15 protein-coding genes are annotated in these 13,017 nt (G+C 69.0%); 6 read left to right on the top strand and 9 right to left on the bottom strand.

Going from position 1 to position 13,017, the window contains the following annotated elements; genetic code table 11:
- The first annotated feature begins 92 nt into the window (after positions 1 to 92).
- The 4 genes from AC6CR5_RS10635 (at position 93) to pdxK (ending at position 3,025) form a co-directional block, all read left to right on the top strand.
- Positions 93 to 1,160 (top strand): peptidylprolyl isomerase, encoded by a 1,068-nt coding sequence (locus AC6CR5_RS10635; protein ID WP_047991291.1) that lies wholly within the window; start codon positions 93 to 95, stop codon positions 1,158 to 1,160.
- Entirely contained in the window at positions 1,093 to 1,575 is a 483-nt protein-coding gene (locus AC6CR5_RS10630) for an MbcA/ParS/Xre antitoxin family protein (RefSeq protein ID WP_047991290.1), read from the top strand. Before AC6CR5_RS10635 ends, AC6CR5_RS10630 begins: the two co-directional genes overlap by 68 nt.
- Positions 1,572 to 2,054: an RES family NAD+ phosphorylase gene (locus tag AC6CR5_RS10625; RefSeq protein ID WP_047991289.1), complete on the top strand. Its 483-nt coding sequence runs from the start codon at positions 1,572 to 1,574 to the stop codon at positions 2,052 to 2,054. The genes AC6CR5_RS10630 and AC6CR5_RS10625 overlap by 4 nt, the downstream gene beginning before the upstream one ends.
- A 107-nt stretch (positions 2,055 to 2,161) precedes the next feature.
- Positions 2,162 to 3,025 (top strand): pyridoxine/pyridoxal/pyridoxamine kinase, encoded by an 864-nt coding sequence (pdxK, locus tag AC6CR5_RS10620; protein ID WP_026383046.1) that lies wholly within the window; start codon positions 2,162 to 2,164, stop codon positions 3,023 to 3,025.
- Between the two features lie 32 nt (positions 3,026 to 3,057).
- Here the strand turns inward: pdxK and cynS are convergent, their stop codons facing one another.
- The 6 genes from cynS to AC6CR5_RS10590 form a co-directional block, all read right to left on the bottom strand.
- Positions 3,058 to 3,501: a cyanase gene (gene cynS, locus AC6CR5_RS10615; RefSeq protein WP_045953619.1), complete on the bottom strand. Its 444-nt coding sequence runs from the start codon at positions 3,499 to 3,501 to the stop codon at positions 3,058 to 3,060.
- A 9-nt stretch (positions 3,502 to 3,510) separates the two neighbouring features.
- The gene (locus AC6CR5_RS10610; RefSeq protein WP_026383044.1) at positions 3,511 to 4,305 is read right to left on the bottom strand and encodes an ABC transporter ATP-binding protein; all 795 of its coding nucleotides are present in this window, start codon (positions 4,303 to 4,305) and stop codon (positions 3,511 to 3,513) included.
- Between the two features lie 5 nt (positions 4,306 to 4,310).
- Positions 4,311 to 5,153, bottom strand: coding sequence for a nitrate ABC transporter permease (gene ntrB / locus AC6CR5_RS10605; protein ID WP_047991287.1), 843 nt, complete (start codon positions 5,151 to 5,153; stop codon positions 4,311 to 4,313).
- Positions 5,153 to 6,538, bottom strand: a complete 1,386-nt coding sequence (locus AC6CR5_RS10600; protein ID WP_054504598.1) for a CmpA/NrtA family ABC transporter substrate-binding protein — start codon at positions 6,536 to 6,538, stop codon at positions 5,153 to 5,155. Before AC6CR5_RS10600 ends, ntrB begins: the two co-directional genes overlap by 1 nt.
- A gap of 132 nt (positions 6,539 to 6,670) precedes the next feature.
- A complete protein-coding gene (locus tag AC6CR5_RS10595; protein WP_020928595.1) occupies positions 6,671 to 7,309 on the bottom strand; it encodes a response regulator in 639 nt (212 codons plus the stop codon).
- A 12-nt stretch (positions 7,310 to 7,321) separates the two neighbouring features.
- A complete protein-coding gene (locus tag AC6CR5_RS10590; RefSeq protein WP_020928594.1) occupies positions 7,322 to 8,464 on the bottom strand; it encodes a sensor histidine kinase in 1,143 nt (380 codons plus the stop codon).
- Positions 8,465 to 8,656: 192 nt separating this feature from the next.
- Here AC6CR5_RS10590 and AC6CR5_RS10585 point away from each other — a divergent pair, with 192 nt between their 5' ends.
- Both AC6CR5_RS10585 and AC6CR5_RS10580 read left to right on the top strand, forming a co-directional pair.
- On the top strand, positions 8,657 to 9,580 hold the full coding sequence (locus AC6CR5_RS10585) for an ABC transporter ATP-binding protein (protein WP_026383041.1): 924 nt from the start codon (positions 8,657 to 8,659) through the stop codon (positions 9,578 to 9,580).
- Positions 9,577 to 10,338 carry an ABC transporter permease gene (locus AC6CR5_RS10580; RefSeq protein ID WP_006386110.1) on the top strand — a complete coding sequence of 254 codons (762 nt, stop codon included), beginning with the start codon at positions 9,577 to 9,579 and terminating at the stop codon, positions 10,336 to 10,338. Before AC6CR5_RS10585 ends, AC6CR5_RS10580 begins: the two co-directional genes overlap by 4 nt.
- A gap of 85 nt (positions 10,339 to 10,423) precedes the next feature.
- On the opposite strand, the gene AC6CR5_RS10575 is transcribed toward AC6CR5_RS10580, so the two are convergent.
- From AC6CR5_RS10575 to AC6CR5_RS10565, 3 genes are all read right to left on the bottom strand, one after another.
- Complete coding sequence (locus AC6CR5_RS10575) at positions 10,424 to 11,122, bottom strand: glutathione S-transferase family protein (RefSeq protein WP_498085606.1); 699 nt, start codon at positions 11,120 to 11,122, stop codon at positions 10,424 to 10,426.
- Between the two features lie 81 nt (positions 11,123 to 11,203).
- Positions 11,204 to 11,596, bottom strand: coding sequence for a DUF4168 domain-containing protein (locus tag AC6CR5_RS10570; protein ID WP_006386112.1), 393 nt, complete (start codon positions 11,594 to 11,596; stop codon positions 11,204 to 11,206).
- 195 nt (positions 11,597 to 11,791) lie between these two features.
- On the bottom strand, positions 11,792 to 12,973 hold the full coding sequence (locus AC6CR5_RS10565; protein WP_020928590.1) for an acetyl-CoA C-acyltransferase: 1,182 nt from the start codon (positions 12,971 to 12,973) through the stop codon (positions 11,792 to 11,794).
- Positions 12,974 to 13,017 lie beyond the last annotated feature (44 nt).

The raw sequence follows: 13,017 nt of genomic DNA, 5'->3' as shown, positions 1-13,017 counted from the left end.
GCCCGGCGCCTGGCGTTCGGGACGGCAACGTCCCCAACCCCCGAGGCCGCCGTGGCGGCGAATGGCGCATCCAAGCAAGCGAGGTTCCGACCATGAACATTCTTTCCAATCAGCCCGCGCGGCTGCGCGTGACCGCCGCGGTGCTGCTGATCGCGGTGCTGGCCGGCGCGGTGGCGCTGATGCGCGGCAGCCCGGCGCAGAGCAGCGAATCCAGTCCCGTGCCCGCCAAGGCGGCGGCCGCGCCGGAAAAGGGCGCGGCTCCGGCCGCCGCCGCCGCCCAGCCGGCCCCGGCCAAGGCGCCGGCCGTGGCCACCCTGGGCGCGGTGCAGGTGGACCGCGACGAACTGGTGCGCCAGCTGGAGGCGCTGCCGCCCGAGGCCCGCGCCCAGCTCAAGGGCAACCGCGCCGGGCTGGACCAGTGGCTGCGCGCCCGCCTGGCCGAGAAGGCGCTGGTCGAGCAGGCCCGCGCCCAGGGCTGGCAGGAGCGCCCCGAGCTCAAGCGCGCCTTCCAGGCGGCGCAGGAGCGCATCGTGCTGCAGACCTACCTGGATTCGGTCAGCCGCGCGCCTGACGACTACCCGGCCGAAGCCGACCTGCGGGCCGCCTACGAGCGCGCCAAGCCGCAGCTGGCGCAGCCGGCGTTGTACCGCGTCAGCCAGATCTTCCTGCCGGCGGCGCCGGGTGACGGCGACGCGGTGGCGGCCGCGCGCAAGCAGGCGCTGGACCTGGTCAAGCGCGCCCAGGCGCCCAAGGCCGATTTCGCCGCGCTGGCCAGGAGCCATTCGCAGGACGCCTCGACCCGCGCGCAGGGCGGCGACATCGGCTACGTGCCGCTGGCGCAGCTGACGCCGGAAATGCGGCCCGTGATCGAACAGCTCAAGGCGGGCGAGGTCGCGGCGCCGGTGCAGTCGGCGGCGGGCTTCCATATTCTGAAACTGGTGGATCTGCGCGCGGCCAGTGTGGCGCCGTACGAGCAGGTCAAGGATGAGTTGCGTGCCGCGTTGCGGACCCAACGCCAGGAACTGGCGGCGAGGGCTTACCTGGAGGGGTTGCTGAATGCAGGAACCGTCAGCATTGATGGCGCGGCCCTCAATGCCGTCTTCGACCAAACCGCGGCTGCCACGACGGCCCAGCCCGCCGTCGCCGCCCGCGCTCCCTGAGCCGGGCGGCATCGCGGCGGCGCTGGAGGCGCGGCTCAGCCAGGCCCTGGGCCAGTCCGGGCCGCCCGCCAGCCTGCAGTGCGCGGCCGCGCTGTTGCAGTCGTTGCGCGTGGCGTTCGCCGGCGAGCTGCTGCACTGGCTGGCGCTGGTGCCGCGGGTCGAACCCGGCCGGCCGCGCGATCCGCTGCGCGACCACAGCCTGGACCTGGCCGACCTGCGCGTGCTGTACCGGGCGTTACGGGTGGCGTGGCTGGCCGAGCTGGTGTTCGGCGGCGTGGAAGATGCGCGGCGCTGGCTCTGCAGCCCCAAGCGCCGGCTGCATGGCCGGGTGCCGTTGCTGCTGTGCCAGCACGGCCGCTACGCCGTGCTGATCGAACAGTGGCTGATCAACATCGATGAAGGAAACGGCCCATGACCGAGCTCTGGCGCTTGAGCAACAGCCAGGACCTGATGCCGCGCGCCCGCCCCGCGGGCCGCTGGCATGCCGCCGGCGCGGCGGTGGTGGTGCTGGACGCCACCCCCGCCGCCGCCGTGTTCGCGCGCCTGGCGCAGGCCGAGGTGGCGCATCCACGCGCCCTGCCGCGCAACTACTTCCTGCTGGAAGTGCGGGTGCCGGTGGCCGCCGTGGCCGAACCGCGCCCGCCGGCCGGCTGGCAGACCGACCTGCAGGCCTCGCGCGCCTTCGGCAACGCCTGGCTGGCGCGCGGCGATACCTTGCTGCTGAAGGTGCCGTCGGCGGCCGGCAGTTGCCAGTACCTCCTGAACGCCGATCATCCACAGCTGGCGCAGTGCCAGATCGTCTCATCGCTGGGCTACCCGTTCGCGCCGCACCTGGCCGGCATCGACGGCGCGGTGCTGGACGGGGCCGGCTGGCTGGCCGCCGCGCCGGACTGACGGGAAGGGCGGCGGCCCTGGCGGCGGCGGGGCCTGCCGCCGGCAAGAGGGGGGCGGCTGGGCATAGAATAGGGCGCATCCCGTCTCTGTCCGCAGGAGCCTTCCGTATGACCGCCATTCCCGCTGCCCCGACGCCCGGCGCAGCGCTGCCCGCCGTGACCGCGCGGGTCGACGTCGTTTCCATCCAATCCCAGGTCGTCTATGGCTGCGTCGGCAACAACGCCGCCATGCCGATATTCCGCCAGGCTGGGCTGCGGGCCGTCGCGCTGCCCACGGTCATCCTGAGCAATACCCCGCACTATCCCACGCTGCACGGCGGCGCGGTGCCGCTGGACTGGTTCCAGGGCCTGCTGCGCGGGCTGGACGAGCGCGGCGTGACCGCGGTGGCGCGCGTCGTGGTCTGCGGCTACCTGGGCCAGCCCGGCCAGGCCGACCTGCTGGCGGACTGGCTGCGCGGGCTGCGGGCCACGCGGCCCGAGCTGCGGGTGCATATCGATCCGGTCATGGGCGACCGCAACGATGGCCTGTACGTGGACGCCGGGCTGGTGGCGCAGTATCGCCGCAAGCTGGTGCCGCACGCCCATGGCATGACCCCCAACCATTTCGAGCTGGAGCAGATGGTGGGCCGGCCGCTGGCCTCGATCGACGAGGTGGCGGCGGCCGCGCGCGAACTGATCGCCGAAGGGCCGGAGTGGATCGTGGTGACCAGCGCCGCGCCGCAGACGGCCGCGCCCGGCACGCTGCAGCTGGCGGTGGTCACGCGCGACGACTGCGTGGTGCTGAGCCATCCCGAGATCGCCATCCCGCCGTCGGTGCACGGCACCGGCGACGTGTTCATGGCGGCCATCACCACCCGGCTGCTGGCCGGCGATGCGCTGGAAGACGCGGCGCGTGACGCGGCGGCGGCGGTGACCGGCGCCCTGGCCCGCACCCGCGACCTGGGCTGGGAAGAACTGGCGGTGGAAGGCTGACGCGGGCGGGCCGTTGCGCCCGCCCGGCCGCTTCAATACGTCTTGTAAGGCAGGAACTTGCCGCTCATCACGATCTGCACGCGGTCGCCCTTGGGATCGGCCTCGCGCGTCAGGTCCATCTTGAAGTCGATGGCGCTCATGATGCCATCGCCGAATTCTTCGTTGATGAGCGCCTTGAACGTGGTGCCGTAGACGTTGATCAGCTCATAGAAGCGGTAGATCAGCGGGTCGGTGGGCACCGTGGTGGGCAGCGAGCCCTTGTAGGGCACCACCTGTAGCTGCACCACCGCGTCGGCGGGCAGGTCCAGCAGGCGGGCGGCGGCCTGGGCCTGTTGCTCGGTCAGGGTCATCTGGCCCAGCAGCGCCGCGGTGGTCCATTCCTTGCTCTGGCCGACGGCCTCGGCGATGGCGGCCCAGGACAGCTTCTTTTCCAGGCGGCGGGTGACGATCAGTTCGGTGACTTCGGCGCGGGACATCATGGGGGTTCACTCCTTATGGGAAGCCTTGTCGACCAGGAAGTCGACGAGATGGTTGCGGATTTCGTAATAGCGCGGCTCGTGGTGCAGGCTGGCGCGGGTGCGGCCGCGCGGCAGGTCCACCTCGACCGACTCGGCGATGCGGGCATGGGGGCCCGCGCTCATCAGCAGGATGCGGTCCGACAGCAGGATGGCCTCGTCCACGTCGTGCGTGATCATGAAGACGGTCTGGCGGGTTTCCTGCACGATGGCGCGCAGTTCGTCCTGGATGGTGCCGCGCGTCAGCGCGTCGAGCGCGCCGAAGGGTTCGTCCAGCAGCAGCATGCGCGGCTGGATGGCGAAGGCGCGGGCGATGCCCACGCGCTGCTTCATGCCGCCCGACAGCTCGCACGGCTTCTTGTCGGCGGCGCGGGCCAGGCCGACCATGTCCAGGTAGCGCAGGCTGTGCTCGCGCACCTGGGCGCGGGAATAGGCCGGCCAGCGCGAACGCACGCCGAATTCGACGTTCTGCAGCGCGCTCAGCCAGGGCAGCAGGGCGTGCGCCTGGAACACCACGCCGCGCGCCAGCGACGGGCCGGCGATCTCGCGCCCGTCCATGATGACGACGCCTTCGCTGGCCTCGTCGATGCCGGCCAGGATGTTCAGGATGGTGGTCTTGCCGCAGCCCGAATGGCCGATCACGCAGACGAACTGGCCCTGTTCGATGTCGAAGTCGATGTTCTCGAACACCGGCGCCGCCGGCCGGCCGTCGCGGCCCGGGTAGCGCTTGGCCAGCGCCTGCACTTGCAGAAAGGGTGGGCTCATGGCGTTCACTCCCGGTAGCTGACCAGCCGCGCGGCGCGCGCCAGCACGGTGTCCAGCAGCATACCGATCAACCCGATGAAGAGGATGGCGCAGATGATGTTGGCGATGGACAGGTTGTTCCATTCGTTCCAGACGAAGTAGCCGATGCCGGTGCCGCCGATCAGCATTTCGGCCGCCACGATCACCAGCCAGGCGATGCCGACCGAGATGCGCATGCCGGTCATGATGGTGGGCGCGGCCGCCGGCAGGATCACCTGCAGGGCGGTGCGCAGCCGCGACACTTCCAGCGTGCGCGCCACGTTCAGCCAGTCTTGCCGCACGGCGCCCACGCCGAATGCCGTGTTCACCAGCATCGGCCACAGCGAGCAGATGAAGATCACGAAGATGGCGGAGGTGTCGGCGTCCTTGATGGTGTACAGCGCCAGCGGCATCCAGGCCAGCGGCGAGATCGGCTTGAGCACCTGGATGAACGGGTCGAAGGCGCGGTAGACGGTCCTGGACATGCCGATCAGGAATCCCAGCGGAATCGCCACCAGCGCCGCCAGCAGGAAGCCGGTCAGCACCCGCGCCACCGAATACGCCAGCTGGATGCCGATGCCCTTGTCGTTGGGGCCGCGGTCGTAGAACGGATCGCGCAGGTGCTGCCACAATCGGGCGCCGACCTCGGCCGGGCCGGGGAAGGGCGTCTGCGAGCCGCTGGCGGCGGCGTTGCCAACCAGCGCCGCATAGGCCGGATCGACGGTCGCCCCGCCGGCGGCTGGGCGGGTGGCGACGTGCCACAGCAGCAGGAACAGCAGGAACAGGATGACGGACAGGAAGGTCGCCCGCCAGGGTTGCACGGCCGGCATCAGCTCCTCCGGATCTTGAAGCCGGCCAGGTAGGCCTCGGGCTGGGTCGGATCGAAGGGCTTGCCCATCACGCTGAAGGTCTTGGCGGCGTCGGCGGGCGGGGTCAGGCCGGCCTCGCGCATCAGGCGCAGCGCGTCGGTCGCCAGGAACACCTCGTTGGCGACTTTCTGATAGTCGACATCGCCTTTTATCTGGCCCCAACGCTTCATCTGCGTCAGGATCCACACCGCGAACGAGCCCCACGGCATGGGATCGAAGTCGATGCGCTGCGGGTCCTTGAGCACGTTGCCCAGGCCGTCGGCGTAGGTGCCGGTCAGCACCTGTTCCACCACCGTGACCGGCTGGTTCAGGTAGTTGGGCGCGGCGATGGCTGCGGCAATCTCCTTGCGGTGGGCCGGGTCGCGGGCGTAGGCGGTGGCCTCGATGATGGCCTTGAGCAGGGCCTGGTAGGTATTGGGCTGGGCGGTCACGAATTCGCGGCTGGCCGAGAACGCGCAGCACGGATGGCCGTCCCAGATGGCCTTGGACAGGGTGTGGATGAAGCCCACGCCGTCATAGACCGCGCGCTGGTTGACCGGGTCCGGCGCCAGGAAGCCGTCGATGTTGTCGGCGCGCAGGTTGGCCACCATTTCGGGCGGCGGCACCGAGCGGATCTGCACATCGGTATCCGGATCCAGGCCATGTTCGGCCAGGTAGTAGCGCAACAGGTAGTTGTGCATGGAATAGTCGAACGGCACGGCGAACTTGAAGCCCTTCCAGTCCTTCGGATCGCGCCGGTCCTTGTGCTTCATGGACAGGGTGATGGCCTGGCCATTGATGTTCTCCACGGCGGGCATGGTCCACGGCACCGCGCGGCTGGCGCCCACGCCCAGCGAGATGGCCAGCGGCATGGGCGACAGCATGTGCGCGGCGTCGTACTCGCCGGACATGGCCTTGTCGCGGATCAGCGCCCAGCCGGCGGTCTTGACCACTTCCACGTCCAGTCCCTGCTTGCCATAGAACCCCATCGGGTGCGCCATGATGATGGGCGTGGCGCAGGTGATGGGAATGAAGCCGACCTTCAGCTTCTGCTTCTCGAGCGGGCCGGCGGATTGGGCAAAGGCCTCCTTGGCGGCCGCCAGCGGGAACAGCGCGGCGACGGCGGCCATGGCCGTGCCCCCGCCGACCGCGCGCAGGAAGCGGCGGCGCAGGGCGTCCTGCGGGAACAGGGCACGCATGACGGCGCCTTCAACGGCGCGGTCAAAGGCGGCGTCGCCGGACGCCGCGCCAGCGCGGGCGTCCTGGCCGCCCGCCGCCGCGCGCGCGTGCTCGGCCTGGGAGACATGGCGGCCGCAGGCGCAGGCCAGGCGGCTGGCGGGATCGAACGGATTGCTGAACAGGGACATGGAGGCCTCCAGGGTTCGGAATGCCTCCATCTTGGGGCGCGCCGCCGGCGCCCGGTATCGCCGGTTCGACGATATCCGTGTAGGGGGCGCACTACACGGTGCGCGGCCGCGCCGGGCCGGTGCGCGTGGCGCTCAGCGCGCACCCAGGTGGTGCGCGCGGGCATAGTCCACCAGCTCGACCAGCGTGCGCACGCCCAGCTTCTCGAAGATGCGGGCGCGGTAGGTGGAAATGGTGTTCACCGACAGCGCCAGTTGCTCGCCGATGGCCGACACCGATTTGCCAGCCGCCAGCAACTGCAGCACCTGGAATTCGCGGTTGGACAGCAGCTCGTGCGGCGGCCGGGTGCTGTCCTGGCGCACGGTGTGCGCCAGCAGTTCGGCAACGGTCGGCGTCACGTACATCCGGCCGGCGGCGGCATTGATGAGCGCCGCCAGCAGCTCGTCCGGATCGCAGCCTTTGTTCAGATAGGCATGGGCGCCGGCGCGCAGGGCCCGCACCGCGAACTGCGATTCCGGATAGACCGACAGCATCACCACGCCCAGCGCCGGATGGTCGGCGCGCACCGTCTTGAGCACGTCCAGGCCGTCGCGCTCGCCCAGCGCCACGTCCAGCACCATCGCGTCGAAGGGCTCCTGGCGCAGCGCGCGCAGGGCGGCGGGGGCGTCGGCGGCCTCCCGCACCAGCCCCACGCGCGGGTCTTCCTGCAGGATGCGGGCCAGGCCGCGGCGGATGATGAGGTGGTCGTCGACGATCAGCAGGTTCAGAGGCATGGCGTCGTCTCCTCAGGCCGCTTGCGGGTTCAGGCGCAGGCGGGCGCACAGGCCGGCGCCGGGCGCGCTGTCCAGCTCCAGATCGCCGCCGATGGCGCGGGCCCGTTCGCGCATGCCCAGGATGCCGAAGGTCTGGCGCGTCTCGGGCAACCGCATGCCCACGCCGTCGTCTTCCACTTCCAGCAGCAGGCCATCCTCGCCCCAGACCGCGCTGACGCTGACGCTGCGGGCCCGCGCGTGGCGCTGCACATTGGTCAGCAGTTCCTGCACGATGCGGTAGACGGCGATTTCCGCCGCCGGCTCCAGGCGGCGGCTTTCGGTGTCGGGCGGGCACAGGTAGCGGCAGCGCAGCCCGCTGCGCGCCTGCAGGTCCTGAAGCAGCGTTTCCAGCGCCGCCCACAGGCCCAGGTGGTCCAGCACCACCGGCCGCAGGTCGTTGAGGATGCGGCGGGTGGCGTCCATGGCCGTCTGGGTCACCTCCAGCATGCGGTCCAGGTGGGCCTGCAGGGGCGGCTCGCCCGCCAGTTGCCGGCGCAGCCAGTTCAGGTCCAGTTGCAGCGCGGTGAACGAGGCGCCCAGGTCGTCGTGGATATTGCGGGCGATGTGGGCGCGTTCCTGTTCGCGCAGCGTGCTCAGGTGCGAGGCCAGCCGCCGCAGCGACTCATGGGCGGCGCTGAGTTCGGCGGTGCGCACCTGCACCCGCGCTTCCAGTTGCGCCCGGGTGGCTTGCAGCTCGCGCTCGATGCGCTTGCGCGCGCTGATGTCCGAAAACGTCACCACCGCGCCCACCACCTCCTGGTCGTTGCGGATCGGATACGAGGCGTACTGGGCGTCGAAGCAGGAGCCGTCGCGGCGCCACAGCACCTCGTCGTCGACCCGTTCGCCGCGGCCGTCGCGGAAGGCCTTGAAGATGCGGCAATCGTGCACCGGCATCAGGCTGCGGTCGGCGTGGGAATGATGGATCAGGTAATGCATGTTGCGGCCCACCACCTCGTCGGGGGTGTAGCCCAGCATGGCGGCGCCGGCGCCGTTGATGAAGATGCAGCGGCCGCGCAGGTCGATGCCGTAGATGCCCTCGCCGGCCGATTCCAGCAACATTTCCAGCTGGCGGCGCCAGGCCGCGTGGTGCGACAGATGTTTCAGATCCGCGAACATAGCCTTTCGACGGGCCTGGCCGGCCCGATTCCCCTGGTTCGGGCGGTTTCCGCCCTGTTTTTCCTTTCCGGGCAGTGTACGGCAGGCCGGCGCGTTTATCGTATTTATCAAACACACCGTTCCACCAGGCCGAACAAGTCGCCTGCGGCAGGCAGGTAAAATCACCGGTTGTCCACCACGCTGGGAGCCAGAGTGCAGCCGGTCATTTCAGTTCAAGGCCTATCCAAGCGATACGCCTCGGGATTCCAGGCGCTCAAGAGCGTCGACCTGGAAATCCAACGCGGCGAGATCTTCGCCTTGCTCGGCCCCAACGGCGCCGGCAAGACCACGCTCATCAGCATCATCTGCGGCATCGTCAACCCGACCGAGGGCCGGGTGCTGGCCGACGGCCACGACATCCTCACCGACTACCGCGCCGCCCGCAGCGCCATCGGCCTGGTGCCGCAGGAAATCTCCACCGATGCCTTCGAAAGCGTGTGGAACACCGTCACCTTCAGCCGCGGCCTGTTCGGCAAGCCGGCCAACCCCGAGTACATCGAGAAGGTGCTGCGCGACCTGTCGCTGTGGGACAAGAAAGACAGCCGCATCATGGCCCTGTCCGGCGGCATGAAGCGGCGCGTGATGATCGCCAAGGCGCTGTCGCACGAACCCAAGATCCTGTTCCTGGACGAACCCACCGCCGGCGTCGACGTCGAATTGCGGCGCGGCATGTGGGACATGGTGCGGCGCCTGCGCGAGAACGGCGTCACCATCATCCTGACCACCCACTACATCGAGGAAGCCCAGGAAATGGCCGACCGCGTGGGCGTGATCCGCAAGGGCGAGATCATCCTGGTCGAGGAAAAGAACGCCCTCATGACCAAGCTGGGCAAGCGCCGCCTGACGCTGACGCTGAAGGCGCCGCTGCCGGGTATCCCCACCGCGCTGGAGCCGTTCCACCTGGAAATGTCGGCCGACGGCCGCCAGCTGGTCTACACCTACGACAACCAGGGCGGCGGCCAGATCTCCGGCCTGCTGCGGCGCCTGACCGAGCTGGACATCGAATTCACCGACCTCAACTCCTCGGAAAGCTCGCTCGAAGAGATTTTCGTCAGCCTGGTGCACGGACAATCATGAATTTCTACGCAATCCGCGCCATCTACCGCTTCGAAATGGCCCGCGCCTGGCGCACGCTGATGCAGAGCGTGCTGTCGCCGGTCATTTCCACCTCGCTGTACTTCGTGGTGTTCGGCTCGGCCATCGGTTCGCACATGGTGCAGATCGACGGCGTCAGCTACGGCGCCTTCATCGTGCCGGGCCTGATCATGCTGTCGCTGCTGACCCAGAGCGTGGCCAATGCTTCGTTCGGCATCTACATGCCGCGCTTCTCGGGCACCATCTACGAGATCCATTCGGCGCCCATCTCGTACCTGGAGATCGTCGCCGGCTACGTCGGGGCGGCGGCCAGCAAGTCCATCATCCTGGGGCTGATCATGCTGGCCACGGCGCGCCTGTTCGTGCCGTTCGAGATCGCGCATCCGTTCTGGATGCTGGGGTTCCTGCTGCTCACCGCCGTCACCTTCAGCCTGTTCGGCTTCATCATCGGCGTGTGGGCCGACGGCTTCGAGAAACTGCAGATCATTCCGCTGATGATCATCACGCCGCTGACCTTCCTGGGCGGCACCTTCTATTCCATCAAGATGCTGCCGCCGTTCTGGCAGGGCGTGACGCTGTTCAACCCGGTGGTGTACCTGGTCAGCGGCTTTCGCTGGGCGTTCTATGGCGTGGCCGACGTCAACGTCACGGTCAGCGTCGCCATGACGCTGGTGTTCCTGGCCGTCTGCCTGGTGGTGGTGCGCTGGATCTTCAAGACCGGCTATCGCCTGAAGACCTGAGCCTGTCCGTCGGCCGCCCGCCGGAGCAGGGGGGCGGCCCGCGCCAAGCGCCCGCGTGTGCGCCTGGCGCCAGCGCCGGACCGGGCTACGCCGCCGCCACGGGCGCCTGGCGCGCCAGCCCGCCATGGGCATCGAGCAGCCGCTCGCGCCACGCGGCCACCGGATCGTCGGCCGCCAGCAGTTCCAGCGCGCTGGTGCAGCGCGCCCACATGAAGAAACCGAACACCGCGTAATCCGCATAGGCCGGCTGCTGGCCGGCCAGGTACGGCTGCCGCGCCAGCGTCTGGCGCAAGGGCAGCAGCGAGGCGCGCAGGGCCGCCAGTTGTTCCTCCCGCAACGCGGGCAGGTCTTCGAGCGGGCCGAAGCGCTTTTCGCGGGTATGGCGGAAGTAGTCCTTGTCCTTGGCGTCGATCAGGGCGTGGATCTCCGGCAGCAGCAGCCGCGCCAGCGTCGGCACCAGGGTGGTGTCGGCCCAGGTGTTGGCGAACAGGCTGAGCGCGCGGCCGCTGTCGCCGCCGAACAGCGAGGGGAGTTCGGGGAACGTGTCTTCCAGGTAGCAGGCGATCTGCCACGAATCGCTGATCACGTGGTCGCCGTGCACCAGCACCGGCACCAGCTTCTGGCCCGAGAATTCGATCGCTTCCTTGTCGGTGAAGCGCCACGGCACGGTGTTGGCGGACAGGCCCTTGTGGGCCAGCGCCATGTGCGTTTTCCAGCAATGGGGGCTGAAGCGCAGCGTCGGATCGGCGCCGGCCAGGTCATACAGGGTGAGATCGATGGTCAAGATGCCGCACTCCTTGGAAGTATCCCGTTAGGATACCGCCAAGGCGCGGCCGGCAGGGCAGGCGGGGAAAGACGGACGGACCTACTGCACCGTCGCGCCAGCCTTGCCCATCTTCATCAGGCGCTCCTTGAGCTGGGGATTCTGCTGCACGGCCTGGCCGATGCCATTGAATTCCTCCACGGACAGGCCATCGGCCTGCACCAGCTTGACCATCTTGGCGTCGGCTTCCTGGATCACTTTCTGTTTGTCCGCATCGGTCTTGGCGGCGTCGACCTTGGGACGGTATTCGTCCACCACGCCCGACACCTTCTGCGACGCCGAGGCGAAGCGCTGCAGTTGCTGGTCGGTGGGCTGCACCGCTGCCGGCGCCATGGGCGTCTGGCTGGCGGGGGCGTTCTGCGCCAGGACGGGGGCACCGGACAGCGCGGCCGTCAACATGATGGCCGACAGGATTGCGGTTTTGGAATACGGCATGAAACCTCCTTGTTCCGGATGAATGTCCGACCATGATGGCAAGGCACCCCGGGAGGCTTCAAGTTTCGCAATGTGTTTTCCTGTGTCGGCAGGCCACGAGGGGCCGGCCGCGCACAGCAGGGCGGCGCCCGCAGGCGCCGCGGAAACGTTTACGCGCAGTTCTGTGACGTCTTAAAACGAGGGCGTGACCCTTTTTTAGACCATTTCCAGCGCGATCGCGGTGGCCTCGCCGCCGCCGATGCACAACGTGGCGACGCCGCGCTTGCCCTGCGTGGCCTTCAATGCGCCCAGCAGCGACACCATGATGCGCGCGCCCGACGCGCCGATGGGATGGCCGACCGCGCAGGCGCCGCCGTGGATGTTGACCTTGTCGCGCGGGATGTCGTGCTCCTTCATGGCCGCCATGGTCACCGCGGCGAAGGCCTCGTTGATCTCGAACAGATCCACGTCGGCGGTCTTCCAGCCGGTCTTGTCGTAGAGCTTCTTGATCGCGCCCACGGGCGCGGTGGTGAACCATTCGGGTTCCTGCGCGAAGCTGGCGTGCCCGACGATGCGGGCGATCGGCTTGCAGCCGAGCTTGCTGGCGGTGGATTCGCGCATCAGCACCAGCGCGGCGGCGCCGTCGGCGTTGCCCGACGAGGACGCGGCGGTGATGGTGCCGTTGGCGGCGAAGGCGGGCTTGAGGGTCGGGATCTTCTCGACGTTGAGCTTCTGCGGACGCTCGTCCAGCTCGATCACCGTGTCGCCCTTCTTGGACTTGATGGTGACGGGCACGGTTTCCCATTTCAGCACGCCGTCGCGCGCGGCCTTCTGCGCCCGCGAGACCGATTCCACCGCGAAGGTGTCCTGTTCTTCGCGGGTGAAGCCGTATTTGGCGGCGCAGTCCTCGCCGAACGTGCCCATGGCGCGGCCCACCTGGTAGGCGTCTTCCAGGCCGTCGAGCATCATGTGGTCGTACATGGTGGCGTGGCCGGCGCGATAGCCGCCGCGCGCCTTGGTCAGCAGGTAGGGCGCGTTGGTCATGGATTCCATGCCGCCAGCCACCACCACGCCATAGGTGTCGGCGATGATGCCGTCGTGCGCCAGCATCGCGGCCTGCATGCCCGAACCGCACACCTTGGACACCGTGATGGCGCCCACCGAGGACGGGATGCCCGCCTTGATCGAGGCCTGCCGCGCTGGCGCCTGGCCCTGGCCGGCCTGCAGCACGTTGCCCATCAGCACCGCGTCGACCTGGTCGGGCTTGAGTCCGGCGCGCTCGAGCGCGGCGCCGATGGCGACGGCGCCCAGCTCGTTGGCTGAGAGGGTGGAAAATTCGCCCTGGAAGGCGGCCAGCGGGGTGCGCGCGGCACTCACGATAACGATGGGATCAGACATTTGAACGCTCCTTGTCGATGGGAACAACGTAAGGGGGGGAGATG

The organism is Achromobacter sp. EG18 (genome assembly GCF_059759395.1).
Note: the sequence above shows the minus strand (reverse complement) of the source record. Positions and strands in the feature narration are given on the sequence as shown.

Bases quoted from the DNA above. Each gene is read 5' to 3' on its own strand.
- AC6CR5_RS10600 (WP_054504598.1), bottom strand. From the start codon at position 6,538: ATGTCCCTGTTCAGCAATCCGTTCGATCCCGCCAGCCGCCTGGCCTGC.
- AC6CR5_RS10630 (WP_047991290.1), top strand. From the start codon at position 1,093: ATGCCGTCTTCGACCAAACCGCGGCTGCCACGACGGCCCAGCCCGCCG.
- AC6CR5_RS10565 (WP_020928590.1), bottom strand. From the start codon at position 12,973: ATGTCTGATCCCATCGTTATCGTGAGTGCCGCGCGCACCCCGCTGGCC.
- AC6CR5_RS10610 (WP_026383044.1), bottom strand. From the start codon at position 4,305: ATGAGCCCACCCTTTCTGCAAGTGCAGGCGCTGGCCAAGCGCTACCCG.
- pdxK (WP_026383046.1), top strand. From the start codon at position 2,162: ATGACCGCCATTCCCGCTGCCCCGACGCCCGGCGCAGCGCTGCCCGCC.
- ntrB (WP_047991287.1), bottom strand. From the start codon at position 5,153: ATGCCGGCCGTGCAACCCTGGCGGGCGACCTTCCTGTCCGTCATCCTG.
- AC6CR5_RS10580 (WP_006386110.1), top strand. From the start codon at position 9,577: ATGAATTTCTACGCAATCCGCGCCATCTACCGCTTCGAAATGGCCCGC.
- AC6CR5_RS10570 (WP_006386112.1), bottom strand. From the start codon at position 11,596: ATGCCGTATTCCAAAACCGCAATCCTGTCGGCCATCATGTTGACGGCC.
- AC6CR5_RS10625 (WP_047991289.1), top strand. From the start codon at position 1,572: ATGACCGAGCTCTGGCGCTTGAGCAACAGCCAGGACCTGATGCCGCGC.
- AC6CR5_RS10590 (WP_020928594.1), bottom strand. From the start codon at position 8,464: ATGTTCGCGGATCTGAAACATCTGTCGCACCACGCGGCCTGGCGCCGC.
- AC6CR5_RS10595 (WP_020928595.1), bottom strand. From the start codon at position 7,309: ATGCCTCTGAACCTGCTGATCGTCGACGACCACCTCATCATCCGCCGC.
- cynS (WP_045953619.1), bottom strand. From the start codon at position 3,501: ATGTCCCGCGCCGAAGTCACCGAACTGATCGTCACCCGCCGCCTGGAA.
- AC6CR5_RS10635 (WP_047991291.1), top strand. From the start codon at position 93: ATGAACATTCTTTCCAATCAGCCCGCGCGGCTGCGCGTGACCGCCGCG.